General features: G+C 66.0%; 29 protein-coding genes and 1 riboswitch. Of the genes, 15 read left to right on the forward strand and 14 right to left on the reverse strand.

From position 1 onward, the window contains the following. The first annotated feature begins 49 nt into the window (after positions 1–49). Genes AB7F41_RS04230 through AB7F41_RS04240 form a run of 3 tightly spaced genes read left to right on the forward strand, consistent with a single transcriptional unit; the run spans position 50 to position 2,816 of the window. Positions 50–481 carry a DUF1810 domain-containing protein gene (locus AB7F41_RS04230; protein WP_428381454.1) on the forward strand — a complete coding sequence of 144 codons (432 nt, stop codon included), beginning with the start codon at positions 50–52 and terminating at the stop codon, positions 479–481. 48 nt (positions 482–529) lie between these two features. Continuing rightward, complete coding sequence (locus tag AB7F41_RS04235) at positions 530–2,623, forward strand: carbon starvation CstA family protein (RefSeq protein WP_428381456.1); 2,094 nt, start codon at positions 530–532, stop codon at positions 2,621–2,623. Beyond that, positions 2,589–2,816, forward strand: coding sequence for a YbdD/YjiX family protein (locus tag AB7F41_RS04240; protein WP_428381458.1), 228 nt, complete (start codon positions 2,589–2,591; stop codon positions 2,814–2,816). The genes AB7F41_RS04235 and AB7F41_RS04240 overlap by 35 nt, the downstream gene beginning before the upstream one ends. A 17-nt stretch (positions 2,817–2,833) precedes the next feature. Here AB7F41_RS04240 and AB7F41_RS04245 read toward each other — a convergent pair whose 3' ends face one another. Together AB7F41_RS04245 and AB7F41_RS04250 are read right to left on the reverse strand one after the other, a co-directional pair. After that, on the reverse strand, positions 2,834–4,816 hold the full coding sequence (locus AB7F41_RS04245) for a PAS domain S-box protein (protein WP_428381460.1): 1,983 nt from the start codon (positions 4,814–4,816) through the stop codon (positions 2,834–2,836). Between the two features lie 13 nt (positions 4,817–4,829). Beyond that, complete coding sequence (locus AB7F41_RS04250; RefSeq protein ID WP_428381462.1) at positions 4,830–5,753, reverse strand: response regulator; 924 nt, start codon at positions 5,751–5,753, stop codon at positions 4,830–4,832. A 166-nt stretch (positions 5,754–5,919) separates the two neighbouring features. On the opposite strand from AB7F41_RS04250, the gene AB7F41_RS04255 reads away from it, so the two are divergent. Continuing rightward, on the forward strand, positions 5,920–6,723 hold the full coding sequence (locus AB7F41_RS04255; protein WP_428381464.1) for a uracil-DNA glycosylase: 804 nt from the start codon (positions 5,920–5,922) through the stop codon (positions 6,721–6,723). A gap of 167 nt (positions 6,724–6,890) precedes the next feature. Here AB7F41_RS04255 and ispG read toward each other — a convergent pair whose 3' ends face one another. Both ispG and AB7F41_RS04265 read right to left on the reverse strand, forming a co-directional pair. Next, entirely contained in the window at positions 6,891–8,189 is a 1,299-nt protein-coding gene (gene ispG, locus AB7F41_RS04260; RefSeq protein ID WP_428381466.1) for a flavodoxin-dependent (E)-4-hydroxy-3-methylbut-2-enyl-diphosphate synthase, read from the reverse strand. Between the two features lie 67 nt (positions 8,190–8,256). Then, positions 8,257–8,394, reverse strand: coding sequence for a hypothetical protein (locus tag AB7F41_RS04265; protein ID WP_428381468.1), 138 nt, complete (start codon positions 8,392–8,394; stop codon positions 8,257–8,259). 133 nt (positions 8,395–8,527) lie between these two features. On the opposite strand from AB7F41_RS04265, the gene AB7F41_RS04270 reads away from it, so the two are divergent. Both AB7F41_RS04270 and AB7F41_RS04275 read left to right on the forward strand, forming a co-directional pair. After that, positions 8,528–8,809 carry a DUF1778 domain-containing protein gene (locus AB7F41_RS04270; RefSeq protein ID WP_428381470.1) on the forward strand — a complete coding sequence of 94 codons (282 nt, stop codon included), beginning with the start codon at positions 8,528–8,530 and terminating at the stop codon, positions 8,807–8,809. After that, positions 8,806–9,300, forward strand: a complete 495-nt coding sequence (locus tag AB7F41_RS04275; RefSeq protein ID WP_428381542.1) for a GNAT family N-acetyltransferase — start codon at positions 8,806–8,808, stop codon at positions 9,298–9,300. Before AB7F41_RS04270 ends, AB7F41_RS04275 begins: the two co-directional genes overlap by 4 nt. 22 nt (positions 9,301–9,322) lie before the next feature. Here the strand turns inward: AB7F41_RS04275 and AB7F41_RS04280 are convergent, their stop codons facing one another. The 5 genes from AB7F41_RS04280 to AB7F41_RS04300 are packed head-to-tail and all read right to left on the reverse strand — an operon-like array spanning position 9,323 to position 13,554. Next, the gene (locus AB7F41_RS04280; protein ID WP_428381472.1) at positions 9,323–10,174 is read right to left on the reverse strand and encodes an SDR family NAD(P)-dependent oxidoreductase; all 852 of its coding nucleotides are present in this window, start codon (positions 10,172–10,174) and stop codon (positions 9,323–9,325) included. Then, positions 10,171–11,541 (reverse strand): thiamine phosphate synthase, encoded by a 1,371-nt coding sequence (locus AB7F41_RS04285; protein ID WP_428381474.1) that lies wholly within the window; start codon positions 11,539–11,541, stop codon positions 10,171–10,173. Before AB7F41_RS04285 ends, AB7F41_RS04280 begins: the two co-directional genes overlap by 4 nt. 4 nt (positions 11,542–11,545) lie before the next feature. Then, positions 11,546–12,334, reverse strand: a complete 789-nt coding sequence (locus AB7F41_RS04290) for a thiazole synthase (RefSeq protein ID WP_428381476.1) — start codon at positions 12,332–12,334, stop codon at positions 11,546–11,548. A 43-nt stretch (positions 12,335–12,377) separates the two neighbouring features. After that, a complete protein-coding gene (thiS, locus tag AB7F41_RS04295) occupies positions 12,378–12,527 on the reverse strand; it encodes a sulfur carrier protein ThiS (protein WP_428381477.1) in 150 nt (49 codons plus the stop codon). Continuing rightward, positions 12,496–13,554 (reverse strand): FAD-dependent oxidoreductase, encoded by a 1,059-nt coding sequence (locus AB7F41_RS04300; protein ID WP_428381478.1) that lies wholly within the window; start codon positions 13,552–13,554, stop codon positions 12,496–12,498. The genes thiS and AB7F41_RS04300 overlap by 32 nt, the downstream gene beginning before the upstream one ends. Positions 13,555–13,570: 16 nt before the next feature. Continuing rightward, positions 13,571–13,725: riboswitch (TPP riboswitch) on the reverse strand. Between the two features lie 148 nt (positions 13,726–13,873). Between AB7F41_RS04300 and AB7F41_RS04305 the strand changes: the two genes are divergently transcribed. Beyond that, the gene (locus tag AB7F41_RS04305) at positions 13,874–14,470 is read left to right on the forward strand and encodes a hypothetical protein (RefSeq protein WP_428381480.1); all 597 of its coding nucleotides are present in this window, start codon (positions 13,874–13,876) and stop codon (positions 14,468–14,470) included. A gap of 15 nt (positions 14,471–14,485) precedes the next feature. Here the strand turns inward: AB7F41_RS04305 and AB7F41_RS04310 are convergent, their stop codons facing one another. Both AB7F41_RS04310 and AB7F41_RS04315 read right to left on the reverse strand, forming a co-directional pair. After that, positions 14,486–14,869 (reverse strand): cell division protein ZapA, encoded by a 384-nt coding sequence (locus AB7F41_RS04310; protein ID WP_428381482.1) that lies wholly within the window; start codon positions 14,867–14,869, stop codon positions 14,486–14,488. A gap of 1 nt (position 14,870) precedes the next feature. Next, positions 14,871–15,188: a DUF4164 family protein gene (locus AB7F41_RS04315; protein ID WP_428381484.1), complete on the reverse strand. Its 318-nt coding sequence runs from the start codon at positions 15,186–15,188 to the stop codon at positions 14,871–14,873. Between the two features lie 229 nt (positions 15,189–15,417). On the opposite strand from AB7F41_RS04315, the gene gap reads away from it, so the two are divergent. Beyond that, complete coding sequence (gene gap / locus AB7F41_RS04320) at positions 15,418–16,425, forward strand: type I glyceraldehyde-3-phosphate dehydrogenase (protein WP_428381486.1); 1,008 nt, start codon at positions 15,418–15,420, stop codon at positions 16,423–16,425. 73 nt (positions 16,426–16,498) lie between these two features. After that, positions 16,499–17,692, forward strand: a complete 1,194-nt coding sequence (locus tag AB7F41_RS04325; protein WP_428381488.1) for a phosphoglycerate kinase — start codon at positions 16,499–16,501, stop codon at positions 17,690–17,692. 31 nt (positions 17,693–17,723) lie between these two features. On the opposite strand, the gene AB7F41_RS04330 is transcribed toward AB7F41_RS04325, so the two are convergent. Next, the gene (locus tag AB7F41_RS04330; RefSeq protein ID WP_428381490.1) at positions 17,724–18,209 is read right to left on the reverse strand and encodes a peroxiredoxin; all 486 of its coding nucleotides are present in this window, start codon (positions 18,207–18,209) and stop codon (positions 17,724–17,726) included. Between the two features lie 171 nt (positions 18,210–18,380). On the opposite strand from AB7F41_RS04330, the gene AB7F41_RS04335 reads away from it, so the two are divergent. Then, positions 18,381–18,914 carry a hypothetical protein gene (locus AB7F41_RS04335; RefSeq protein ID WP_428381492.1) on the forward strand — a complete coding sequence of 178 codons (534 nt, stop codon included), beginning with the start codon at positions 18,381–18,383 and terminating at the stop codon, positions 18,912–18,914. Between the two features lie 6 nt (positions 18,915–18,920). On the opposite strand, the gene AB7F41_RS04340 is transcribed toward AB7F41_RS04335, so the two are convergent. Both AB7F41_RS04340 and tlpA read right to left on the reverse strand, forming a co-directional pair. Continuing rightward, positions 18,921–19,355 carry a GlcG/HbpS family heme-binding protein gene (locus AB7F41_RS04340; RefSeq protein WP_428381494.1) on the reverse strand — a complete coding sequence of 145 codons (435 nt, stop codon included), beginning with the start codon at positions 19,353–19,355 and terminating at the stop codon, positions 18,921–18,923. 91 nt (positions 19,356–19,446) lie between these two features. Next, positions 19,447–20,175, reverse strand: coding sequence for a thiol:disulfide interchange protein TlpA (gene tlpA, locus AB7F41_RS04345; RefSeq protein WP_428381496.1), 729 nt, complete (start codon positions 20,173–20,175; stop codon positions 19,447–19,449). A 24-nt stretch (positions 20,176–20,199) separates the two neighbouring features. On the opposite strand from tlpA, the gene argH reads away from it, so the two are divergent. From argH to AB7F41_RS04370, 5 genes are all read left to right on the forward strand, one after another. Then, positions 20,200–21,585: an argininosuccinate lyase gene (gene argH / locus AB7F41_RS04350; RefSeq protein ID WP_428381498.1), complete on the forward strand. Its 1,386-nt coding sequence runs from the start codon at positions 20,200–20,202 to the stop codon at positions 21,583–21,585. Continuing rightward, positions 21,582–22,193, forward strand: coding sequence for a thiamine phosphate synthase (locus AB7F41_RS04355; RefSeq protein ID WP_428381500.1), 612 nt, complete (start codon positions 21,582–21,584; stop codon positions 22,191–22,193). Before argH ends, AB7F41_RS04355 begins: the two co-directional genes overlap by 4 nt. 116 nt (positions 22,194–22,309) lie before the next feature. Then, positions 22,310–23,179, forward strand: coding sequence for a tetratricopeptide repeat protein (locus tag AB7F41_RS04360; protein ID WP_428381502.1), 870 nt, complete (start codon positions 22,310–22,312; stop codon positions 23,177–23,179). Beyond that, positions 23,176–24,063, forward strand: a complete 888-nt coding sequence (locus AB7F41_RS04365; RefSeq protein ID WP_428381504.1) for an alpha/beta hydrolase — start codon at positions 23,176–23,178, stop codon at positions 24,061–24,063. The genes AB7F41_RS04360 and AB7F41_RS04365 overlap by 4 nt, the downstream gene beginning before the upstream one ends. An 86-nt stretch (positions 24,064–24,149) precedes the next feature. Then, positions 24,150–24,293: antibiotic biosynthesis monooxygenase family protein (locus tag AB7F41_RS04370; RefSeq protein WP_428406445.1), on the forward strand; the 144-nt coding region annotated here is incomplete at its 3' end.

A 24,293-nucleotide genomic window follows, 5' to 3' on the forward strand; every position in this document is an offset into this window, starting at 1 on the left:
GCGTTGCGCGCGTCGGGAATGACAGCAGAGTTGTTTAATTGGAATTGGCATGACGGACGCCTCGGGCGACGCTTACGACCTTGCCCGCTTCGTCGCGGCGCAGGAGCCGATCTATGCGCAGGCGACGGCGGAGCTCGCCGCAGGGCGCAAGCGTAGTCACTGGATGTGGTTCGTCTTTCCGCAACTCGAAGGGCTCGGCGCGAGCGCCATGGCGCAGCGCTACGCCCTTGGCTCGCTCGCCGAGGCGCGCGGCTATCTCGCCCATCCTGTGTTGGGCGCGCGGCTCAGGGACTGCGTCGGCCTCGTCAACGGAGTCGAAGGCCGCAGCGCGCATGAGATCTTCGGCCATCCCGACGATCTGAAGTTCCATTCGTCGATGACGTTGTTCGCGGCGGCGGCGCCGCAAGAGCCGCTCTTCGCCGAGGCTTTGCGCAAATATTTTGCGGGCCGGCGCGATCCCTTGACCCTCGCGAAATTATAAGTTTCGTTGAGCGCGACGCGGCGAGTGTCGTCGCTATTCGGGGTCCTTATGTCGATCGTCAACATCGCCCACAATCATCGTACGCTGAGATTGCTTCCTTGGGCGCTTGTGTTCGCCCTCGCGCTGTTCTCGCTCTACACGCTCGCAGTTTCGCGGGGCGAGCCGGTCAACGCCATGTGGCTGGTGACCGCGGCGATCGGGACCTACGCCATCGGCTATCGCTTCTATTCGCGCTTTATCGCCGTTCGGGTGTTGGCGCTCGACGCGCGGCGGCGTACGCCCGCGTTGCGCCGCAACGACGGACTCGACTATGTGCCGACCGACAAATGGGTGCTGTTCGGCCACCATTTCGCGGCGATCGCCGGGCCGGGACCGCTCGTCGGTCCCGTGCTTGCGGCGCAGATGGGCTATCTTCCGGGCACGCTATGGCTCCTCGCCGGCGTGATTTTCGCCGGCGCCGTGCAGGATTTCATGGTGCTCGTCATTTCGACGCGGCGTGACGGCCGTTCGCTCGGCGATCTCATCAAGACCGAGATGGGACCGATCGCCGGGTTCGTCGCCATGGTCGGCATATTGAGCATCATGATCATTCTGCTCGCGGTGCTCGGCCTCGTCGTCGTCAAGGCGCTCGCCAACAGCCCCTGGGGCTCCTTCACGGTGATGGCCACGCTGCCCATCGCCATTCTCATGGGCGTGTATGGCCGCTATCTCCGGCCGGGCCGCATCCTCGAAATGTCGTTGCTCGGCTTCGTGCTGCTCGTCGCCAGCATCTGGCTCGGCCGCACCGTGTCGGAGAGCGCGGCGCTGGCGCCGCTCTTCACCTATCAGGCCGAGGCGCTGGCCTTCATGCTGATCGCCTATGGCTTCATCGCCTCCGTTCTGCCGATCTGGTTTCTGCTCGCGCCGCGCGACTATCTTTCGACCTTTCTCAAAATCGGCACGATCATCTCTCTCGCGGCGGGCATTTTCATCGTCTGGCCCGATCTCAAAATGCCGGCCGTGACCCGTTTCATCGACGGCACGGGTCCGGTTTTCGCGGGCAGCCTCTTCCCCTTCCTGTTCATCACCATCGCATGCGGCGCGGTGTCGGGCTTTCACGCGCTCGTTTCTTCCGGCACGACGCCGAAGATGATCGGCGACGAGACGCAGACGCGCTTCATCGGCTATGGCGCCATGCTGATGGAATCCTTCGTCGCCATCATGGCGATGATCGCCGCGAGCGTGTTGGAGCCTGGCGTCTATTTCGCGATGAACGCCGCGCCGGCCGTCATCGGCGCGACTCCGGACGCCGCCGCGGCGACGATCTCCGCATGGGGCTTCCCCGTGACGCCGGAGACGCTCGCCGGCGTCGCCGAACAGGTCGGCGAGAAATCCATCCTGTCGCGGGCCGGCGGCGCGCCGACGCTTGCCGTCGGCATGGCGCAGATTCTCTCTTCGGTCGTCGGCGGCGCGGCGGGCATGTCCTTCTGGTATCATTTCGCCATCCTCTTCGAGGCGCTGTTCATCCTCACGACGCTCGACGCCGGGACGCGCGTCGCGCGCTTCATGATCCAGGACCTTGCCGGCGCCTTCATCCCGGCGCTCGCCGATACGCGCGCCTGGGGGCCCAATCTTGTCGCGACGGGCATCGTCGTGACGGGCTGGGGCTATTTTCTCTATCAGGGCGTGATCGATCCGCTGGGCGGCATCAATACGCTGTGGCCGTTGTTCGGCATCGCCAATCAGATGCTGGCGGCGATTGCGCTGACGCTCTGCGTCGTCGTGCTCTATCGCATGAAGCGCGAGCGTTACGCCTTTGTCGCCATCGTCCCGACGGCCTGGCTCTACATCTGCACGCTGACGGCCGCCTTCGAAAAGATTTTTCACGAAGACCCGCGCATCGGCTTTCTGGCGCACGCCAGAAAATTTGCCGCCGCCGCCGCGAAGGACCAATTGCTGGCGCCGGCGAAGACGCTCGCCGAAATGCGTCGCGTGATCTTCAACGACTATGTCGACGCCTCGTTATGCGCGATCTACGCAACGCTGGTGCTCGCGATGTTCGCCTTCGCGATCAACGCCATTCGCGAGGCGCGCGCCGTGGCGCATGTCACCACGCGGGAGACCGAAGATGAATTGCACGATCTGCGGCCTGCCCGGGCTTGATCTTTCGAAGCTCTCGCGCAAGCTGCGCGACGGCGCGCGGCTCATGGTCGGCCAGGGCGATTATGACGCCTATGTCGCGCATATTCGCGCGCGCCACGACGGAACGCCGATCATGACGCGCGAGGAGTTTTTCCGCGCGCGCGAAAGCGCGCGGTTCGGCGGCAATGGCGAACGCGCCTTTCGCTGCTGCTGAACGGGGTCGACCAGCTCTCACATTCCCGCATCGTCGCAGAGCAAATCGGCGACCAGGCGAATGTCCTCGGGCGTGAAAGGTTTCTCGACGACCGGACAGCCGGACCGCGCGATGAAGCGATCCGCGCCCGGACCCAGAACGTCGCCGGTGATAAAGGCGATCCGGTTCGCCCACTGCGGATGTTCGACGCTGAGCCAGTCGTAGAACGCCGGACCGTCGCCGTTCGGCATGCGGATATCGCAGAGAATGAGGTCGGCAGGCCGTGCGGCGACCGCCTGTTTTGCGTGGTCGCCGCTTGTCGCGAGCTCGCAGTCGAAGCCGAGACGCCGCAAAATTTCCGCAAGCAAATTCGCGATTTCGACTTCGTCGTCGACGATCAGCGCCCGCCGTTTGACGGCCTCATGCGGCGCGGCGGCCGCAGTCTGCGCATCGGCGGCATTTTCGATCTGAACGGCTTCAATCGGCAGTCTGATGACAAAGACGGCGCCCGCGTCCGTCTGCGGCGGCTCCAGGGTGAGCGAACCTCCGTGCGCCTCGATCAGGCCGCGTGAAACGGCGAGGCCGATGCCGGTTCCCACCCCTTGCGGCTTCGTCGTGAAGAAAGGATCGAAGATCCGGCTCCGAATCGCGTCTGGAACGCCCGACCCATTGTCAGAGATGCGGATGTCGAGCTTTTGCGCGGCGTGATCGGCGCGCGCGACGATCGAAATGCGCCGCGGCGCCGGCTGCGTTTCGAGCGCCTGTTTGGCGTTCACCACCAGATTCAGCAGCACTTGATGCAACTGATCGCTGTCCGCCAGCAGCGGCGGCAGATTGGCCGGAAGATCCGTCGTGACGTCGATGCCGGCCGTCCGCAACCCGTACGAGAGGAGTTCGAGCACGCGCTCGACGAGCTCGGGAATTTCCACCCTCCCACGTTGCGCTTCGCGCTGCCGCGCCATGGCCAGAAAGATCTTCACGATCCTTGCGCAGCGGTTGGCGGCGGTCTCGATTTTTGCGCCTCGCTCCGCAAACTCCTCGAACTGGATGTCCAACTCCGCGTGCGACTGAGCCGCCTCGCGCAGCATAAGCGCCTGCCCGATGACGATCGAGAGCGGATTATTGAGTTCATGCGCCACGCCGGCGAGCAGCGACCCCAAGGCCGCAAGCTTTTCGCTTTGGTAGAGCGCTTCTCTTTGACCTTCGATCTGCGCCTGCGCTTCTCTCGCCGGACGCAGATCGCGAAGATGCGCGGTGAAGAGAGCGCTCGGGCCGGAACCGACCGCCGTGATCGCCAGTTCGATTGGAATGCGCGAACCGTCCGCGCGCATCGCTTCCAATTCCACGCGCCGCCCGATGACGGAAGTCGGGCCGCCTGATCGGAAGCGCTCGAGCCCGATGTTGTGACGATCGCGTAATTCTATGGGGACGATCAGTTCCGCGACGGTCCTGCCGATCGCCTGCTCGCGCGAATAGCCGAATGTCGCCGAAGCCGCAGGGTTGAACTCCACGACACGGCCTTGCGCGTCAATGACGACGATACAGTCGAGGGCGGAATCGACCACCGCTGCGTGGATCGCTTCGCGAGTCTTGTGCGACTCGAGCCACTCCGTCCGCACGCTTTCGCATTCCTCGACGCCGGCGAGCGGATGCGCGACGCAGACCACGCCCTGTACGGCGCCGGCGGGCGCGAAAGGCTTGAGGTCCTCTTCGATCCAGTGACGGGCGCCGTCCCGGTCTTGCGCCTGTCGGCGGAAGCGTTGCGGTTCGTTCGCCAGCAGGTTTGGCAAGGCGGCTCTGTAAAGCTCGGCCGCCTCCGCGCCCAGAACGTCATCGACGGATTTTCCGATGACGCCTTCTCGCGTCGTCCCCAGCGCCATGAGAAATTCATTGTTGACGTAGCGATAGCGCAGCTCGGCGTCGAGAAAGGCGGCGCGGCCGGGAATGGCGTCGAACAACGCCCGCAGCAGCGCGCCGCCGTCTCCCGGCGCTTGCGTCGTCGCCTTCTGCTGAATGTTCATTTGGGCCGCTCTCTCAATTCGATGCGCTCTCAACGAATGTCGCGCTGGGGGGCTCGTGCAGCCAGAGTTGCATCGGCTCGGCGATATTCTTGAGCGCGTGCCGTCGCGCCACGAAGTCCCTGCCGATATGCCCGCGCGTCATCGCGTGCGCCACATCCGAGATCATGACCGAACCGGCCGGCGCGGCTTCCTGAATCCGGGCGGCGAGCGCCACGACTTCGCCAAAGCGGTCCCCGTTTCGCACGACCACGTCGCCAACCGCCACGCCGATGCGCAACCGTAGGGTTTGTGCGTGCCCATGCGCCGTCGCATAGGCGCGCGTTTCGGTCTGGCACTCCAAAGCCCATTCGACGGCGTTATGCACGCTGGCGAAATCGATCAGCGCGCCGTCGCCGAGCAATTTGAATAAACTTCCCGAGCGACGCGGAAGCGACTGTGTGACGACGTCGCGAAAGAACTGATCGATCAGCGCCAATCCCTTATGCTCGTCGTGCTGAATCAGGAGCGTATAGCCGACGACGTCGATCGAGGCGATCGCCGCCAGCCTTTTGCCGGCGAGCGCGGCGCGCGCCAGCTTTCTCCGGCGCAGCAGGCCGCGGATGCGCGCCAGCATTTCGCGCATGTGGTAGGGTTTGGTGACGTAATCGTCGGCGCCGGATTCGAGGCCGACGATGCGGTCGATTGCAGAGCTGACCGCTGTCGCGAAGATGATGCCTGTTGAGCCGCGCGCGTTCAGCCATCTTGCGAGCGACAAGCCGTCTTCGCCGGGCATGTTGATGTCGAGAATGGCGAGATCGATCGCTTCGAATTCCACCATGGCGCGGAATTCGGCGGCGCTCGGCGCCGCTAGCACGCGGTAGCCGTTCGTCGAAAGGAATTCGGCGAGCAGCTCACGCAAGTCCTGTTCGTCTTCGGCAATTGCGATGGTTTCGAGCATCGGCCGATCTGTCTCATCGAGAGATAGCTTTGATTTGGCGCAATATAGATTGCGCGAATCGCCGCCGCAAAATGTGCGGCCGCGCACCGCTCCTGTTGATCTTGGCGCCGCTTCAATTAGTGTTCGCGCCATGCGCGCCGACATTCCGGAAAACGCGAACGCCCTCATGGCCTTGCTCGACTGGCATGTCGAGAGCGGCGTCGATCTGGCGCTCGACGAGACCGCCCACGACCGCTACGCGGACAGCGCGCGCGCCGGCGTCGCGTCGCTTTTCCGCGCGGCCGAGCCGGCGGCGCCGCTTCCAACCCCGCCGCCGCTCCAGGCCGCGGAGCGCCTGCGCCGCGCCGCGGCGCCGATCGTAGCGCCCGACGAGGCCATTCGCGCCGCAGAACAGGCGGCGGCGGATGCGTGCGATCTCGACGGCCTCGCCGCGCGCCTCGCCGATTTTCCGCATGCGCCCTTTCGCGACATGGCGCAGCATTTTCTTTTTGGCGCGGGGGCGGCCGACGCGCGCGTCATCGCGTTTGACGCCGCGCCGGGCGCGACGGAAGAAGCGAGCGGCGAAGCGTTCAGCGGACTTTCGGCGAAGCTCCTCGACAATATGCTCGCGGCAATCGGTCTCGATCGCGCAAGCGCTTCGCTCGCCTATGTGTCGCCCTGGCGGCCGCCCGGCGATCGCGCGCTGACGCCGCATGAAGCGGCGATCTTTGCGGCTTTCGCGCGCCGTCGGGTGGAGCTGGCGCGGCCCGAAATTCTGTTGCTGTTTGGCGAGGCGCCGGCGCGGGTCATGCTCGCGACGAGCGAGCCCGTCGGAAAGCTGCGCGGCAAGCTTCACGAAGCGCGCTGCGGCGCGCATGTCGCGCGCGCCTTCGCGTTTACCAGTCTCGAGGCGATGCTGAAGAGTTCGGCGCTGAAGCCGGCCGCCTGGCGCGATTTGCGAAAAGCCGCAGAGGCGTTGCAACAGGCGTAAGCCGTCGCTGTCGCTACTGGAAACCATCACACGTCATGGCCGGGCTTGTCCCGGCCATCCACGCCGGGACGATGCGCGAAAGCTGCGAGGCTCGCGTGGCGGCGCCGCGTGGATACCCGCGACAAGCGCGGGCATGACGCGCGAAAAAACCAGCATTGAGGCGGCGGCTACTCCGCCGCTTCACCCTTTTGGCCGCCGGCGAAGCGACGGATGACGTAATCGTCGACGATGCGGGTGAACTCCTCGGCGATGCCTTCGCCGCGCAAAGTCATCGCCTTTTTGCCGTCGATGAAGACGGGCGCGGCTGGCGTCTCGCCGGTGCCGGGCAGGGAAATGCCGATGTCGGCGTGTTTCGACTCGCCGGGACCGTTCACGATACAGCCCATCACCGCGACATTGAGCGTCTCGACGCCGGGATAGTGCATGCGCCAGACGGCCATGCGCTCGCGGATATGCGCCTGAATGTCGCGCGCCAGCTCCTGAAACACCGTCGAGGTGGTGCGCCCGCAGCCCGGGCAGGCCGCGACGAGCGGCACGAAGGTGCGAAAGCCCATCGTCTGCAGAATTTCCTGCGCGACGCGCACTTCCAGCGAACGGTCGCCGCCGGGCTCCGGCGTCAGCGAGACGCGGATCGTGTCGCCGACGCCGTCCTGCAGCAGCACGCCAAGCGCGGCGGAAGACGCGACGACGCCTTTCGAGCCCATGCCGGCCTCGGTGAGGCCGAGATGGAGCGCATAGTCGCTGCGCGCCGCCAGCATGCGGTAGACGGCGATGAGGTCCTGCACCGCCGAGACCTTCGCCGAAATGACGATGCGGTCCTTGGCGAGGCCGATTTCCTCGGCGCGGCGGGCCGACATCAGCGCCGAGCGGACGAGCGCCTCGCGGGTCACGGCGCGCGCGTCGAGCGGCCGGTCCGAGGCGTGGTTCAAGTCCATGAGATAGGTCAGCAGCTCCTGGTCGAGCGAGCCCCAATTGGCGCCGATGCGCACCGCCTTGCCGTGTTTTGCGGCAAGCTCGACGATCGAGGCGAACTGCTTGTCCTTCTTCTCCTTGAAGCCGACATTGCCCGGATTGATGCGGTATTTGGCGAGCGCTTCGCCGCAGGCCGGATGATCGGCGAGAAGCTTGTGGCCGATGTAGTGGAAATCGCCGACCAGCGGGACGCTGACGCCCTTTTGGTCCAGCCTGTCGCGGATATGCGGCACGGCCGCCGCCGCCTCGTCGCGGTCGACGGTGATGCGCACGAGTTCGGAGCCGGCCTGCGCCAGCGCCGTCACCTGCGCGACGGTCGACTCGACGTCCGCCGTGTCGGTGTTGGTCATCGACTGGACGACGACCGGCGCGCCGCCGCCGACCGTCACGGCGCCTGCCCCCGCGCCGATGGCCACCGCGCAGGTGCGGTGGCGGGGCGCGGGCTCGGCGGCGACCGGATCGGGCAGGCGGGTCTCTTGTGCGGCGTCGTTCATCGGGTCGCTTCGGCGGTCGTTATCGTCGGCAGATAGGTCGCCCGTAACGGACGCGAGGTCAAGCGCGCTAACAATGGTCGAGCGCTACCATGATGATTGTCGCGACAAGGGCAATAGTCAGCGCGCCGATAGCGTAGCGTCCTTCGGCGGCGCCTTCCAAAAGAGAACCGACCTTGATGAAGAGTCGATCGGAAAATGGAGACATATCCTTCCTTCAGGCTGAGGGCGATTCATTCGAGAGCGCATCATACGGCCAACGGCGTTTGCGGCTTGTGACGGGTAATGACACCGTCATTACGGTGTGCTAAAAGCAAGGGAGTTGCTGGAGAAGAGCCATCATGGCGGCCAATCATTCAACCGCAAAGCGCGAGACGCTCAATCTTCGCGTTAAGCCTGAGGACCGAGAGCTCATCGCGCGCGCCGCTCAATTGCTGGGAAAGACCCGAACCGAGTTTTTACTGGAAGCAGGCCGTCGCGCCGCCCAGGACGCCTTGCTGGACCGCGCCTTGTTCAATGTCGGCCCCGAAAACTACGCGCGCTTCGTCGAGCGCCTCGATGCGCCGTCCGCGCCAAACGAGAAATTGCGGCGCATGATGACGACTAAAGCGCCGTGGGACTGACGTTTGCGCCGCCCCGCCCGATATCCGACGCCGACGAACTTTCCGCTTTCGACTGCGGCGTTCCTGTCCTCGATGACTGGCTGAGACGCCGCGCCCGCGCCAATCAAGCGAGCGGCGCATCTCGGACTTACGTCGTCTGCAATGGCCCTCGCGTCATCGCTTATTACGCGCTCGCGTCCGGAGCGGTTGCAATGGTCGGGGCGTCGCCAAGGCTTCGACGGAACATGCCTGATCCCGTCCCGGTCGCCGTGCTTGGCCGATTGGCGATCGATCGCACATGCCAGAAGCGGGGAATCGGTCGCGCGCTCGTGCGCGACTCCGTCCTGCGCGTCATGCACGCGGCTGAGGCCATCGGCATCAGAGGCGTCTTGGTTCATGCCATTTCCGATGAAGCCGCGGCCTTCTATCTGGCGCTCGGCTTTGAACCCTCGCCCTTAGAAGCCTTGACGCTCATGGCGACGCTTTCGGATCTGCGCGGAACGGTGAGGTGATCGCGCGCGATGCGTCAGCCCTTTAGTCTTCTGGCAGCAGTCGGAGCCGGCGCGCCGTCATTCTGTCGATGAGCCGGGCCGGCAACAGGCCCCGCACCCTGTAGCTCAGTCGATTGTGGACGACGAGAATGCGGGCGGGCGGCCGCGGCGCGGTCAGCGCCCGCAACACGGCCCTTGCGACGACCTCCGGTCCGGGCGCGCGCCGGCCTTGCTCGACAAGCCATTTCAGCATTCTTTGACCCGGGGCGGCATAGGCCGTGCCCTCGAACATGCCGAGATCGACGTCTTCGGCCTTGTCCCAGATCGGCGTCGCGATCATCCCCGGCTCGATCAGCACGACGTCGACGCCATAGACCATCAGCTCGCGGCGCAGCGCGTCCGACATGCCCTCTAACCCGAATTTCGAGGCGTTGTAGGCGCCGAGGAACGGCGCGGCGAAGCGTCCGGCGACCGAACTCATGTTGACGATGCGGCCCGGCGCGCCCCGCCGCTTTTCGCCGGCGCCGAGCAGCGGCGCAAAGGCCTGAATGACCTGAAGCTGCCCAATGAGATTGACCTCGATCTGGTGTCGAAAGGCGTCAATCCGCAGATGCAGCAGCGGGCCGGGAACGGCGACGCCGGCGTTGTTGACGAGTCCGGCAAGCCTCTCGCCCTCGAGGCGGGCCTCGACGTCCCGCGCGGCGGCCATGATGGCCCCGCCATCGGTCACGTCGAAGCGGAGCGGAACGACGGCGGCGCCATGGCGCGCGACCAGCGCGGCGGCGTCGGACTCCTTGCGGACCGACGGGAAAACAAGAAAACCCTTCTCGACCAGCAGGTCGACGCAGGCCGCGCCGATCCCGGTCGCGGCCCCGGTGACGACGACCGCCCTCATACGCGTTCTCCGATCGTTGCGACGAGATGGGCGAGCGCCACGCGCGTTTCGCCGTCGGCGCGGCCGTCGACCCTGGCGCGCCGGAAGTGGCGCTGAAACGCCTCGACCGCCTGAACGGTCTGCGCGTCATAGACGCCGGTCTGATCGACTCCATAGCCATAAGCCGCGAGATCGCGCTGGAGGGACGCGACCTTGGTGCCCTCGTCGCCGAGCGCGATCGTGGTCGCGCCGAGGCCGGGGTTTTCCTCGGCGACACGCCCGACGCCAAGCCGGGCGAACTCCTCCCAGGGGAAGAACTCGCCAGGATCGCGCTTGCGGCCGGGCGCGATGTCGGAATGCGCCAGCACCCGTTCCGGCGGTATCGCGTGTCGCCGGCAGATGTCCCGGGCGAGCGCCGCCGTCGCCTCGATCTGGGCCGCCGGATACGGCCGGGGATCATTGTGGCCGGGATGAACGATTTCGACGCCGATCGAGGCGGAATTCATGTCCGTTTCGCCAGCCCAGAAACTTTTTCCCGCGTGCCAGGCGCGCCGGGATTCCGGCACGAGCTGCAGCACGCTTCCGTCCTCATTCACGACATAATGGGCCGAAACCTCCGAGTCCGGATGGCAGAGCAGGGCGGCGGCCGATTCCGCCGTCGGCATCCCCGTATAGTGGAGCACAAGCGACGAGATCGGGCGCAGCCGCGCGCCGTGGTTGGGCGAGGGGCACACGCGCGCGCCGGTGAAGTCCGGCTTGAAGAAGCCCGAGCCGTCGCGCCAGGGCTGAGTCGTGGACAGCCATTCCCGCGCGCGCGCCTCCGGCGCGGCGCTGCGCAGAATGTCGGTGACGACGCAGGCGCTGTCCGCGCCCGCCGCCAGCGCCGCAATCGCGCGTTCGGGCGTCAGTCCGCCGATCGCGACGAGCGGCGTTTCGCCGATCTGCGCCTTCCAGGCGCCGATCCGGGCGAGCCCCTGCGGCGCAAAGGCCATCTGTTTCAGCAGCGTCGGATAGATCGGCCCCAGCGCGACATAATCCGCCTCAAGAGAAAGCGCCCGATCGAGTTCGGCCTGGTCGTGAGTCGAAACGCCGATCCTGACGCCAGCGCGGCGCAGCGCCGGAATGTCGGCGGAATCGAGATCGCCCTGGCCGAGATGGACGAAGTCGCAGCCCTCCTCGATCGCGAGTCGCCAGTAATCATTGACGACGAGCTGCGCGCCATGTCTGGCGCAGATATCCCGGGCCGTCGCGATCTGCGCGCGCATGTCGGATTCGTCGCGATCCTTCACCCTGAGCTGCACGAGCTTGACCCCCTGCGGCAGCAGGCGGGAAAGCCAATCGGCGTTGTCGACGATGAGATAGAAGGGGTCGAGCTTCAGCGCCGTCATCGCCTCAGGCCAGTCTGTCGAAGGGGCGGCCGATCACCGGCGTCGAAGGTTCGGCCATATCGCGCGGGGTCATCGGTTCGGCGCGGAAGCCGGCGCGGCCCGCTTCGATCGCGAGCGCGAAGGCGCGCGCCATCAGCACCGGGTCGCCGGCGCGCGAAACGGCGGTGTTGAGCAACACGGCGTCATAGCCCATCTCCATCGCCAGCGCGGCGTGGGACGGCGCGCCGAGACCAGCGTCGACGACGAGCGGCGTGTCGGGAAAATGCGCGCGCAGCGCCCTCAGGGCGAATGCGTCGTTGACCCCGCGCCCGGAGCCGATCGGCGCGGCCCAGGGCATCAGCACGCGGCAGCCGGCGTCGAGCAGCTTCTCCGCCACGACGAGATCGTCGGTGGTATAGGGGAAGACCTTGAAGCCGTCGTCCGCGAGCGCGCGCGCCGCTTCGACGAGCCCGAAGACGTCGGGCTGCAGCGTGTCTTCCTCGCCAATCACTTCCAGCTTGATCCAGTCGGTCGCGAAGACTTCGCGCGCCATCTGCGCGGTCGCGATCGCTTCCTTGGCCGTGCGGCAGCCCGCGGTGTTCGGCAGCACGCGCACGCCGATGTCGCGGATCAGGCTCCAGAAGGTCTCGCCCGCCCTTGCGCGGCCGGCTTCGCGCCGCAGCGAGACGGTGACGATCTCGCACCCCGACGCGCGAATGGCCTCGGAGAGAATCGCAGGCGAAGGATATCGCGCCGTGCCGAGCAGCAGCCGCGAGGAGAGCGCAACGTCGTAGAGCGTCACCGGATCATTCATTCGCCAACTCGCGCCAACTCGCGCCAACTCGCGCCAAACTCGCTCACCCGCCCTGCCGCGGCGTCACGATCTCGACGGCGTCGCCGTCGCGCAGCCGCGTGTCGGCGCGGTCTTTGGCGCGCACGAACTCCTGGTTCAAGGCGGTGCCGACGGTCTTTTCGTCATACCCCAGTTCGAGCAGCAGCGTTTGCAACGTGGTCGCGCGCACTTCTTGCGATCGCCCGTTGATCTGAATCAACATCCATTACCTCCGGGAAATACCCGTCGTTGACGACGACCTCAGCCGCGCGGCGCGCCAGCGCCGGCGCAAGCAGGAACCCGTGGCGGTAGAGCCCATTGATATAGAGGGTGCGCCCCCGCTTCGAAAGACGGGGCAGATTGTCGGCGAAAGCGGGGCGAACGTCCGAGCCGGTCTCGACAATTTCGGCTTCGGCGAAGGCCGGATGGACAGCGAACGCCGAATTGACGAGTTCGACGACCGAGCGCGCGGTGACCCGCGCGCGCTCCTCGTTCTCGATCATCGTCGCCCCTACCATGAACAGTCCGTCGCCGCGCGGGACGACGTAGACCGGCCGGCGCGGATGCAGCATGCGCACCGGACGCGCCAGGGAAATCTCCTCGCTGCGCAGGATCAGCATCTCGCCCTTGACGCCGCGCAAGCCCGGGAGCGCGTCGCGCGCCGCGAAACCGCGGCAATCGACGGTCCAATCGGGATGTGTCGCCAGTTTGGCGGCGTCCTGCTGAAAATGCAGCGTCACATTCGGTCTCTGGGCGAGACGCTCGGTCAGCGCGACCAACGCGGCGCGCGGGTCGAGATGCGCTTCTCCTGGGAAAAACAGCGCGGCGTCGAAGCGCCCGGCCAGATCCGGCTCAAGCGCGGCGATTCCCGAGGCGTCCAGCGCTTCGAAACGGCGGGTGCGCCTGGCGAAGTCGGAGAGTTCGGCGCGCTCGCGGGCAGGCGCCACGACAAGACTGCCGGCGACGACGGCGACGCCGAATTCGCGCGACCAGAAGTCGAGCGCTTCTTCGCCGAGCTCCGCGATCAGGGGTTCGGCGCTCTCCAATTCGCACCACGGCGCGATCATGCCGCCGGCGAATCGCGAGCAGCCGAGGCCCGGCGCCGCCGCGCGCTCCACAAGTTCGACGTCGACGCCTTTGCGCGCGAGGGCGTCGGCCGCGCAAAGGCCGGCGACGCCCGCGCCGATCACGCGCACGAGCACGAACGGCGCCTTTCTGAGATGTTTACGGACACCATCCCTCCGCCAGCTTCAACTGGATCAGGTTCGAAGGGTCGCCGCGCCCGCGCCTCGCGGCGTCTTCTGCGGCCTCTCAGCCCCTTTGCGCCGCGCCGTCAACGCGCGTCGTCGGACGGGGCTCCCCCGGCGCATCTAGGCTCGCGCGAAGAGCGGCGGCCGTCAAGCGCCGCGCTTGACGCTCTCCTGACGCGGCGAGGCGCCGGGACTTGCCAGAAATCAACCGATGGCTCAGGTTGCGAAAAGAAAAGCGCGCAAAAAGGCGCAGTTTCCGGGGAGAGAAATCATGACCTTCAATCGCCGTGCGGCAAGCGTCCGCACGTCAATCATCGGCTCCGCCTTCGTCGCTGCGCTCGCCTGCTCGAGCTGGGCCGCGCCGGCCGAAGCCGCCCAGCTTGGTCAATATTTCCCAATTCCGAATTCGCTGAACTTCAGCGGCGTTCCGCGGGATTCGATCCTGAAAATCCAGTCGAAATGGCTGCAGAACGGCCTCGACAATCTCAAGAAGGCGCGCGCCGAGGCGGAAGCGGCGCTTGAAAAGGCGAAATCCGGCGCGCCGGACGAGGTCGCCGCCGCCGAGGAGAACGTCAAGAAGCTCGACGCGATGATCGCCGAGACGGAAGAAGAATTGGCGTTATCGGACAACAATGATTCGTCGCATGACATCCAGAAAGAGCGCAAACGCAAGTTGATGCTCAATCTCAATCAATGGATCAACGAACTCAATCATCTAGCGACGGAGCAGATGAAGATCGCGATCCTGAAAGACGGCGCAGAAGCCCAGGCGGCGCAAAACCGCAACTACCAATTGTCGGAAGAGGCGGACAATCTCGAGAAGGCCAAGATCGATCCGAGCATCCTGAATTGGGCCGAGACGAAGTAATCTTCCGCCGGCGGACTAGAGAATATCTTCCGGCGCGGCGGCGGGCCGAGACAGTTCGCCGTTGAGCTTCACGATTCGTCGCGCGGCCTTTTCGAGCGCATCGGCCGCGCGCGCCGACAGCGCGTCGTTCGCCCTGCGCGCCGAGTCGAGTTCGGCGCGCAGGGCCGCGATCTCGGAATCGGCGGTCGAGGCTTTGGCGCGGGCGTCTTTCGCTTCATCGGCGATGGCGAGCGACGCCATCACGATGATGCGCTGCTCCCCGATCTCGCCGAAGCTTTCGCGCATCGATACGATCTTGCTCTCGACATAGGCCGCGAGCTCTTCGATGCGCTGCTCCTCGCCGTCCTCGCACGACATGCGATAGGTGCGGCCCGCTATGGAGACGACGACGGCGGCCATATCAGTCCTCTTGAGCCGGGGCTGCGTCGCCGAGCGCTGCGGCGACGCCTTCGCTCGCGGTTTCGAGCCGACGCAGCACTTCGTCGCGACTTCTTTCCAGGGCGTTCTGTCGCGCCAGCGCGGCGTCGAGGTCCAGAGCCAGCCGCGATCGGTCGTCCTGCATGATGGCGAGTTCTTCTTCGAGTTCGGCGCTGGAGACCTCGTCTTCGAGCTTTGCGGCGACCGTGCGCTCCAGCTGCGCGAGCGCGGTCTGCAATTCGGCGACGGCGGCCTCCAGCCTCTTGGCGTTTTCTAGGTCGCGCTTATCTGAATGGTTCATCGCCGATCGCTGGAGTTGAAAGCCCTTTGGGCGCGGCGAACCCGCCGGAGCGATTCGCGTGTCGGCCTGTACCTAGCATGAATCGCGCAAATCGAAACCGCGCAGAACGGCGCGCCCGCGGCGCGTTGACAGGGGGGCGCGAGGTGCTATCACACCCGAGCCTTCAAAGCCGCAGGGCGTGAAGGGCGAAAGCCGCGTAGAGTTCATGCGGCGCAAGGAGATTTTCCAAATGACGGTGCGAGTGGCGATCAACGGTTTCGGGCGCATTGGCCGCAATATCCTGCGCTACATCATCGAGACGGGACGCACGGACCTGGACGTCGTCGCCATCAACGATCTCGGCCCCGTCGAGACCAATGCGCATCTGCTGCGCTATGATTCGGTGCACGGCCGCTTTCCGCATGACGTGAAGGTCGCCGGCGACACGATCGACGTCGGCCGCGGCCCGATCAAGGTGACCGCCATCAAGAATCCGGCCGAACTCCCCTACAAGGATCTCAAGATCGACATCGCGCTCGAATGCACCGGGCTCTTCACGGCGCGCGACAAGGCAAAACTGCTTCTCGACGCCGGCGCGAAGCGCGTGCTCGTGTCGGCCCCCGCGGAAGGCGCCGACATTACGGTGGTCTATGGCGTCAATCACGACAAGATCACTAAGGACGATCTCATCATCTCCAACGCGTCCTGCACGACGAACTGCCTGGCGCCGGTCGCCAAGGTGTTGCATGAGGCGATCGGCATCGAGAAGGGGATCATGACGACGATCCACGCCTATACGGGCGATCAGCCGACGCTGGACACCTATCACAAGGATCTGTATCGCGCACGCGCGGCGGCGCTGTCGATGATTCCGACGTCCACGGGCGCGGCGAAAGCCGTGGGACTCGTGCTGCCGGAGCTCAACGGCAAGCTCGACGGTTACGCCATTCGCGTGCCGACGCCGAATGTCTCGGCGGTCGATCTGAAGTTCGTGGCCAAGCGCCCGACGACGAAGGACGAGGTGCATGCGGCGATCAAAGCCGCCGCGGACGGACCGCTCAAAGGCGTGCTCGGCTATACGAGCGAGAAGCTGGTTTCGATCGACTTCAACCACAATCCGCTGTCGTCCTGCTTCCATCTCGACCAGACCAAAGTCATGGACGGCAATCTCGTGTCGATTCTGTCCTGGTACGACAATGAGTGGGGATTCTCCGGCCGCATGACCGATGTGGCGACCGTGATCGGCAAGCTTCTCTAAAGCTCGCGTCATCCTGTCGACGCGGGCCTTGCGGTCCGCGTCTTTCTTTTCAAGCCGCTGCTGGACGCTTCAGATGGCCGCCTTCCGGACTCTCGACGACGCCGACGTCACAGGCAAACGCGTGCTGCTGCGCGTCGATCTCAACGTGCCGATGGAGGATGGGCGCGTCACGGACGCGACGCGCATCGAGCGCGCGCTGCCGACGATCAACGAGATCGCGGACAAGGGCGGCAAAATCGTTCTGCTGTCACATTTCGGCCGGCCCAAGGGCCAGCGCGTCGACGGGGATTCGCTGCGTCAGGTGATCCCCGCGCTCGAACATGTCCTCAAACGCAAGATCGCCTTCGCCGACGATTGCGTGGGTGAAGCCGCCGCGCGCGTCGTCGACGCGCTCAAGGACGGCGAGGTCGCGCTGCTCGAAAACACCCGTTTCCATAAGGGCGAGGAAAAGAACGAAGCCGACTTCGTCGAGGCGCTCGCCAAGAACGGCGATCTCTTCGTCAGCGACGCCTTCTCGGCGGCGCATCGCGCCCACGCCTCGACCGAAGGCGTCGCGCATCGGCTGCCGGCCTACGCCGGCCGCGCCATGCAGGCGGAGCTTGAGGCGCTGCAATCGGCGCTCGCCAGTCCGCAACGGCCGGTCATGGCGATCGTCGGCGGCGCGAAAGTCTCGACGAAGCTCGAACTGCTGGGCAATCTCGTCGAGAAGGTCGATGACCTCGTCATCGGCGGCGGCATGGCGAACACCTTCCTTGCGGCGCAAGGCAAGGCCGTCGGCAAGTCGCTGTGCGAACATGATCTCGCCGGCGCCGCGCGCGACATTCTCGCCAAAGCTGACAAGGTGGGCTGCACGATCGTTCTGCCGATCGACGCCACGGTCGCGCAGAAATTCGAAGCGCATGCGCCCTCGCACATCGTCTCGGTCGACCATGTCGGCGAAAACGACATGATCCTCGACGTCGGTCCGAAAACCATCGCGCACATCGAATCGCTTCTCGCCCAGTGCAAGACGCTCGTGTGGAACGGGCCATTCGGCGCGTTCGAACTGCCGCCCTTCGACGAAGGCACGAACGCCGTCGCGCAGGCCGCCGCGCGACTCACGGTGGAAGGCAAGCTGCTCTCGATCGCCGGCGGCGGCGACACCGTGGCGGCGCTCAATCAGGCGCATGTCGCGCAGGAATTTTCCTATGTGTCGACGGCCGGCGGCGCATTCCTCGAATGGCTCGAAGGAAAGACGCTGCCGGGCGTCGCGGCGCTCATGCGCTGATCGGCGGTCCGCCCGCCTTCAGCGGCGGGCGCTATAATTTGGCGAGCGTCGCTTCGGCCGTGGACACTGTCGCTTCGCCCGAGTTTTCCTCGACATTGATCCATTTGACGACGCCGTCGTCGACGAGCGCCGAATAGCGCTTGCCGCGCACGCCCAGGCCTGGCTCGGTGAGATCAAGTTCGAGTCCGAGTGCTTTGGCGAAGGCTGCGGAGCCGTCGGCAAGCGCATCGATCTTGCCGTTGGCGCCGGAGTCCTTGAGCCAGGCGTCGAGCGCGAAAATGTCGTTCACCGCCGTGACCGCCACCGCATTCACGCCTTTCGATTTGATTTCATCAGCTTTGGCGATGAAACCCGGCAGATGTTTCTTGTGGCAGGTCGGCGTATAAGCGCCGGGAACGCTGAAGAGCGCGATCCTGCGTCCGGCGAAATAGTCCTTTGTGTTAACCGTCTCCGGGCCATTCTTGCCCATGACGGTCAGCGTCACGTCGGGGAGTCGATCTCCAGCTTTAATTGTCATGCTCAATCTCGCTTCGTCTAAGTGAGGCCCAATCTAGATAGCGCGGTTTGCATGCTCATGTCGCGTCGCGCTTCGCGACGTGTTTGCAGCCGCACTTGTGGGCGTCGCTGACCGGAGTCAACATAGGTGCGGGCGGCCGGCGCGGACGATGCGTCTTTGGAGGGCGGACTAATGTCGGATTCTCAAAATCAGCGCGGCGGCAACACGCCGCCTGCGGCGTGGGTATGGAGCCAGTATCGCGGCGAGCAGCCGAATTCCTCCCCGCCGGGGCTGACGCGCGCGTCAAAGAGCGAGGGAGGATCCAATTCGCGCGCGCCGATCGATCCGCCGCCGCCGCGCCGCGGCGATGGGGCCAGCGGCGGCGCAATCGCCTTTATCGTGGCGCTCGCGATTTTGACGCTCGCCGCCGCGTCCTGGTGGCTCGCCGCATCGCGTTCGTCGCCGCCGCCGTCGCCCGACGCGCAGCCCGTCGAAGAAACCGGCGCGCCCGCCGCGGATGAGAGCGCCGCGCCGCCGCCTGAGCCCGAAGCGACGGAGACGCCGCCGCCTCCATCCGACGCTGCGCCGCCGTCGCCGCAGGAGGCGGCTCCGCCCGCCGAGCCTTCTCCGCCCGCCGCCGCCCCGACCGAGCAGAATTCAGAGCCCGCCGCCGGCGCGGCGCCGGAAGAGCCGCGGAAAAAGCATAAGAGGCGGCGTCACCGTTAAGCGCCCTCAGGTGCGCCAGGGATGCTCGGGGAGATCGCAAACCCCGAGCGTCTCGACGCCCGCCTGCGCGACCGCATGATCGTTGTCGACGGATGAGCCGCTGACGCCGATCGCGCCGATCATGACGCCGTCGGCGTCGACGATGGGAAGTCCGCCGGGGAAGGTGATGAGCCCGTCGTTCGAATGCTCGATGCCGTAGAGCGGGCCGCCGGGCTGAGAAAGCTTGCCGATCTGGCCGGTCGGCATGCCGAAGAAGACCGCGGTCTTGGCCTTCTTCATCGCGATGTCGATGCTGCCGACCCAGGCGTCGTCCATCCGCTCGAAGGCTTTCAGCACGCCGCCCGAATCGACGACCGCGATGCACATCTGCGTCTTGAGTTCGATCGCCTTCCGGCGCGCCGCGGCGATCGCCTGATCCGCCTGTTCTATCGATACATGCATGCGCCGATCTCCTTCTTGCAAAAAACAGCCGTGTCGGCCCTCCAGCACGAAGCTAGAGCGCGAGCCCCCCGAGGGGATGCCGACCTGACGATTAATTCGAAGCCGACTCCAGCGCGCGCGAGATCAGCGCTTTGGCGTCGGGACTGTCCCAGGCGGCGGGGCCGTTCATCAGCCCGACCTGGCAGCCGTCGGGGCCGATCAGCAGCGTCGTCGGCAGGCCCAGCGCTTTGCCCGCCTGTTTCATCTCGAAGAAGATGTTGGCCTTCGGATCGCTGTAATAGGTCAGCGATTTCACGCCGGTTTCGGCGAGAAACGCCTTCGGCCGCTCGAGACGGGTCGTGTCGATGTTCACCGCGACGACTTGAAAGTTCCGCCCGGCGAACGCCTCTTGCAGCCGGTCGAGCGCCGGCATTTCGGCGCGGCAGGGCACGCACCAGGTCGCCCAGAGATTGAGGAGCGCCGTCTTGCCTTTGAAGGAGCCGAGCGAAACCGGCGCGCCGTCGGGCCCGTCGACGGAATAATCGGCGACTGGCCCCGGCTTCGCGGCGATGGTCATCGCCGCGACTTCGCCTTTGGCGAGATCCTTCACATCGGCGGCGATCCTGGCCGATGCCGCGCAGGCGGGGTTGACGTCGTCCGCCGGCGCGGCGCTCTGATCGGCCGTTCCCGTCGGCGTCCCTTCGTCAACAGCGGCTCCCGGCGGTTTCTTGCCGCCCATGCTGCCGATCACGTATAGAAACGCCACGCCCGCCGCCATGGTTATCAAGGCCGCCTTCGCGACGAACAGGAATGATCGCTTGGGCGGCGGCGGTTTCGGCATGAGGCGCAGGCTCCGGGGCTGAAAATGACGAGCAAGATATGGGGCGGACGCTTCCAAAGCGCAACCGACGCGGTTCTGGAGGCGATCAACGTCTCGATCGACTTCGACAAGCGCCTCGGCCTGCAGGACGTGCGCGGCTCGCTCGCCCATGTCGCCATGCTTGGCGAAACCGGAATCGTGTCGCGTGACGACGCCGCGGCGATCGCCGAAGGATTGGAGCGGGTCAAAGCGGAGATCGAGAGCGAGAGCTTCGAATTTTCGCGCACGCTCGAAGACATTCACATGAATGTCGAATCGCGCCTCGCCGAACTGATCGGGCCGGCGGCGGGACGTTTGCACACGGCGCGTTCGCGCAATGATCAGGTCGCGACCGATTTCCGCCTTTACATCCGCGATCGGATCGACGCGCTCGATCTCGAACTCGCCGATCTGCAGCTGGCGCTGGCGGCCCGCGCGCTGGACGAAGCGGCGAGCGTCATGCCCGGCTTCACCCATCTGCAATCGGCGCAGCCGGTGACGCTCGGCCATCATCTCCTCGCCTATGTCGAAATGGTCGCCCGCGACCGGGGGCGTCTGCGCGACGCGCGCGCCCGCCTCAACGAATGTCCGCTCGGCGCGGCGGCGCTGGCCGGAACGAGCTTTCCGATCGACCGCGCCATGACGGCGCGCGCGCTCGGCTTCGACCGGCCGACCGCCAATTCGCTCGACAGCGTCTCCGACCGCGATTTCGTTCTGGAGACGCTCAGCGCGGCGGCGATCTGCGCCACCCATCTGTCGCGCTTCGCCGAAGAGATCGTGCTTTGGACGACGCCGCAATTCGGCTTCATCGCGCTCTCGGACAAATTCACCACCGGCTCGTCGATCATGCCGCAGAAGCGCAATCCCGACGCGGCCGAACTGGCGCGCGGCAAGTCGGGCCGCGTCATCGGCGCGCTGGTCGCGCTGCTCATCGTCATGAAGGGCCTGCCGCTCGCCTATTCGAAGGACATGCAAGAGGATAAGGAAGGCGCCTTCGACGCGCTCGACACGCTGTCGCTCTGCATCGCCGCCATCGCCGGCATGGTTCGCGACATGCGCGTCGACCGCGCGCGGATGAAGGCGGCGGCGGGCGCGGGCTACGCCACCGCAACCGATCTCGCCGACTGGCTGGTGCGCGCGCTGTCGCTGCCGTTCCGCGAGGCGCATCACGTCACCGGCCGCATCGTCGCCTGCGCCGAAGCGCGCGGCGCGCGTCTCGAGGATTTGACGCTCGAGGAGCTGCAAGGCGTCGAGCCGCGCATCACCGCCGAAGTGTTCGACGTGCTCGGCGTCGAAAAGTCGGCGCAGAGCCGCAAAAGCTACGGCGGCACGGCGCCGGACAATGTGCGCGCCGCGGCGCAGAGCTGGCTCGACAGGCTCAAGAGCGAATGAACGAATTGACCGCGCGACTCTCTTTGGCGACTCCGCCGCTCGCCGAGGCGGCGGGTTTTGCGCCGGCGCTCGACGCGGCGCTGTCGGCGGGCGACGTCGCGAGCCTGCTCATTCGTTTCGCGAACGCTGACGAACGCGCGAATGAGGCGATCGTGCGCGCTCTCGCGCCGGCGGCCCAAGACAAGGACGTCGCCGTGCTTGTCGCCGCGTCGCCAAATGTCGCGTTGCGCGCCGGCGCGGACGGCGCGCATATTTCAGATTGCGGCGAAGCGCTGACCGACGCCGTCAAGAAATTGTCGCCGCGCTATATCGTCGGCGCCGGCGATCTCGAAACGCGCGACGACGCCATGCGCGCCGGCGAAGCGGGCGCGGATTATGTGATGTTCTCGGATCATGACCGCGATGCGCTGATCGAGCGCATCGTCTGGTGGGCGGAGCTGTTCAACACGCCCTGCGTCGCCCGCGCCGCGACGCTCGACGATGTCGCGCGCCTTGCGGACGCCGGCGCCGACTTCGTTCTGCTCGACGACGCGGTCTGGCGCGACGCGCGCGGACCGGCTGCGGCCGTGGCCGAGGCGCTGGCGAGACTCAAGGGAGAACGCAAGTGACCCGCGCGCAAAAGCGCTTTCGTCCCGTCGCACGGATCGCGTCATTGCGAGGCGCAACGCGCCGAAGCAATCCAGAAGCCGCGCCAACTTTGCGAGATGGCTTCGCTTCGCTCGCCATGACGGCGTGTGTGGCTCTCTTCTTCACGCCTGCAGTCGCATGGAGCGCAACGGAAAATGCGCCCGCTCCCGATCTCGCCTTCGGCGCCTATCAGCGCGGCGACTATTCCGTCGCGATGAAGGAAGCCAAGAAACGCATTGCGAGCAATCCGAAGGACGCTGCGGCGCTCACGCTCGTCGGCCAGCTTTATCTCGAAGGCTCCGGCGTGGCGCGCGATCTGTCTGCGGCGATGGAGTGGTTCAAACGCGGCGCCGACGCCGGCGACAAGGAAGCGGCCTATCTGTATGGCGCTGCGGCGCTCAACGGCGCCGGCGCGCCGAAGAACCGGGCCGTCGCGCGCGTCTATCTCGAGAAGGCCGCGGCGCAGGATCAGCCCGCCGCCCTGCATCTCCTGGGCGAGCTTGCGCTCGAAAACGAGGGGGCGCCGTCCGATTTCGGAAGGGCGGCCGACTATTTCCGCCGCGCCGCGGCGAAGGGCGACGCGGATTCGCTTTATGCGCTCGGCGTTCTCTATAAGACCGGCCGAGGCGTTGCGAAGGACGACCGCGAAGCCGCGGAGTGGTTCCGGCGCGCCGCCGAACTGGATTACGCTCCGGCGATGGTTGAGTTCGCCGTCTATCAGTTCAATGGCGTCGGCGTTTCGCGCGACCGCAGCGCCGCAGCGCAATGGTTTCGCAAAGCGGCGCTGAAGGGCAACGCCGTCGCGCAAAACCGTCTCGCCCATATTCTCGCCCAAGGTCTGGGAGTCGAAGCGAATATCGCCGAAGCGCGGGAGTGGCGCGACAAGTCGCGCGCGGCCGGGCTGAACGATCCTTCGCTCGACGAACTCGGCGCGTCCGAGCCGGCGAAGCCAGCCGCGGGCAAATGAGCGCCGCCGGCGTGAGCGCGGCGACGCGGCGGACCGTCAGACTCCTTCGCCGCTTCGTCAAGCCGCGCATCCTCTCGTTGACGGCGCCGTTGCGTCGCCTTCAGGCGCTCATCGAAGCGATCTCTCCAGAACGCCGCGCGCCTTTCGCGCCGGAGATCGCCGGCGACTGGATCCCGAGCGCCGCAGGACCCGCCGTTGCGACGCTGGTCTATCTTCACGGCGGCGCCTTTCTCATCGGTTCGCCGCGGCTCTTTCGCTACGCCGCTAGATGCTTCGCCCGCGAGGGCTTCGACGTGTTCACGCCGGCCTATCGGCTCGCGCCCGAACATGTCTTTCCCGCCGCGCTGGACGACGTGCTGCGCGCCTATCGGCGCTTCGTCGAGGCGCGGCCGGGACCTTTCGTCATCGTCGGCGATTCGGCCGGCGGCGGACTTGCGGTTTCGCTGATGCTGCGCATACGCGACGAAGGCTTGCGGCCGCCGGTCGCCGCGGCGCTGTCCTCGCCATGGGTCGATCTCGCCGTAACGGGCGCCTCGGCGCGCGAAAACGAGGACCGCGATCCCTTGTTCACGCGCAAGGACATTCTGCTCGGCGCCCGCGCCGCGCTCGGGCGTCACAGCGCCAGAGATCCGCTTGCGTCGCCAATTTACGCCGATCTTTCCGGCCTGCCGCCGATGCTCGTGCATGTCGGCGCTGACGAAGCGCTGAGAGACGATTCGACGCGACTCGTCGCACGCGCGCGGCAGGCGGGCGTCGACGCGCGGCTCGAATCCTGGCCTTGCGTTCCTCACGCCTGGCAGCTGATGAGTTTTCTCCCCGAAGCGCGCGAGTCGCGCGCGAAAGCGATCGAATTCCTGAAGGCGCGCGTCGCGCAGGCCGAATGATTCCGCGCCATCATTTCTCGCGCGCGCCGGGCGCGGTAATCTCAGAGCAGCGGTCGAACGGCCGGGACAAAGACAGGAGCCGAATCATGTTCATTGCAATGAACCGCTTCAGGATCGTCAGAGGGAAGGAACAGGATTTCGAAGAGGTGTGGCGGTCGCGTCAGTCGCGGCTGCACGAAAGGCCCGGGTTCATCTTCTTCCATCTGCTCAAAGGGCCCGAGCGCGAAGAC

It is taken from the genome of Methylocystis sp. (genome assembly GCF_050251305.1).
Classification (GTDB): Bacteria; Pseudomonadota; Alphaproteobacteria; order Rhizobiales; family Beijerinckiaceae; genus Methylocystis.

Bases quoted from the DNA above. Each gene is read 5' to 3' on its own strand.
- AB7F41_RS04230 (WP_428381454.1), top strand. From the start codon at position 50: ATGACGGACGCCTCGGGCGACGCTTACGACCTTGCCCGCTTCGTCGCG.
- AB7F41_RS04235 (WP_428381456.1), top strand. From the start codon at position 530: ATGTCGATCGTCAACATCGCCCACAATCATCGTACGCTGAGATTGCTT.
- AB7F41_RS04240 (WP_428381458.1), top strand. From the start codon at position 2,589: ATGAATTGCACGATCTGCGGCCTGCCCGGGCTTGATCTTTCGAAGCTC.
- AB7F41_RS04245 (WP_428381460.1), bottom strand. From the start codon at position 4,816: ATGAACATTCAGCAGAAGGCGACGACGCAAGCGCCGGGAGACGGCGGC.
- AB7F41_RS04250 (WP_428381462.1), bottom strand. From the start codon at position 5,753: ATGCTCGAAACCATCGCAATTGCCGAAGACGAACAGGACTTGCGTGAG.
- AB7F41_RS04255 (WP_428381464.1), top strand. From the start codon at position 5,920: ATGGCCTTGCTCGACTGGCATGTCGAGAGCGGCGTCGATCTGGCGCTC.
- ispG (WP_428381466.1), bottom strand. From the start codon at position 8,189: ATGAACGACGCCGCACAAGAGACCCGCCTGCCCGATCCGGTCGCCGCC.
- AB7F41_RS04265 (WP_428381468.1), bottom strand. From the start codon at position 8,394: ATGTCTCCATTTTCCGATCGACTCTTCATCAAGGTCGGTTCTCTTTTG.
- AB7F41_RS04270 (WP_428381470.1), top strand. From the start codon at position 8,528: ATGGCGGCCAATCATTCAACCGCAAAGCGCGAGACGCTCAATCTTCGC.
- AB7F41_RS04280 (WP_428381472.1), bottom strand. From the start codon at position 10,174: ATGAGGGCGGTCGTCGTCACCGGGGCCGCGACCGGGATCGGCGCGGCC.
- AB7F41_RS04285 (WP_428381474.1), bottom strand. From the start codon at position 11,541: ATGACGGCGCTGAAGCTCGACCCCTTCTATCTCATCGTCGACAACGCC.
- AB7F41_RS04290 (WP_428381476.1), bottom strand. From the start codon at position 12,334: ATGAATGATCCGGTGACGCTCTACGACGTTGCGCTCTCCTCGCGGCTG.
- AB7F41_RS04305 (WP_428381480.1), top strand. From the start codon at position 13,874: ATGACCTTCAATCGCCGTGCGGCAAGCGTCCGCACGTCAATCATCGGC.
- AB7F41_RS04310 (WP_428381482.1), bottom strand. From the start codon at position 14,869: ATGGCCGCCGTCGTCGTCTCCATAGCGGGCCGCACCTATCGCATGTCG.
- AB7F41_RS04315 (WP_428381484.1), bottom strand. From the start codon at position 15,188: ATGAACCATTCAGATAAGCGCGACCTAGAAAACGCCAAGAGGCTGGAG.
- gap (WP_428381486.1), top strand. From the start codon at position 15,418: ATGACGGTGCGAGTGGCGATCAACGGTTTCGGGCGCATTGGCCGCAAT.
- AB7F41_RS04325 (WP_428381488.1), top strand. From the start codon at position 16,499: ATGGCCGCCTTCCGGACTCTCGACGACGCCGACGTCACAGGCAAACGC.
- AB7F41_RS04330 (WP_428381490.1), bottom strand. From the start codon at position 18,209: ATGACAATTAAAGCTGGAGATCGACTCCCCGACGTGACGCTGACCGTC.
- AB7F41_RS04335 (WP_428381492.1), top strand. From the start codon at position 18,381: ATGTCGGATTCTCAAAATCAGCGCGGCGGCAACACGCCGCCTGCGGCG.
- AB7F41_RS04340 (WP_428381494.1), bottom strand. From the start codon at position 19,355: ATGCATGTATCGATAGAACAGGCGGATCAGGCGATCGCCGCGGCGCGC.
- tlpA (WP_428381496.1), bottom strand. From the start codon at position 20,175: ATGCCGAAACCGCCGCCGCCCAAGCGATCATTCCTGTTCGTCGCGAAG.
- argH (WP_428381498.1), top strand. From the start codon at position 20,200: ATGACGAGCAAGATATGGGGCGGACGCTTCCAAAGCGCAACCGACGCG.
- AB7F41_RS04355 (WP_428381500.1), top strand. From the start codon at position 21,582: ATGAACGAATTGACCGCGCGACTCTCTTTGGCGACTCCGCCGCTCGCC.
- AB7F41_RS04360 (WP_428381502.1), top strand. From the start codon at position 22,310: ATGACGGCGTGTGTGGCTCTCTTCTTCACGCCTGCAGTCGCATGGAGC.
- AB7F41_RS04365 (WP_428381504.1), top strand. From the start codon at position 23,176: ATGAGCGCCGCCGGCGTGAGCGCGGCGACGCGGCGGACCGTCAGACTC.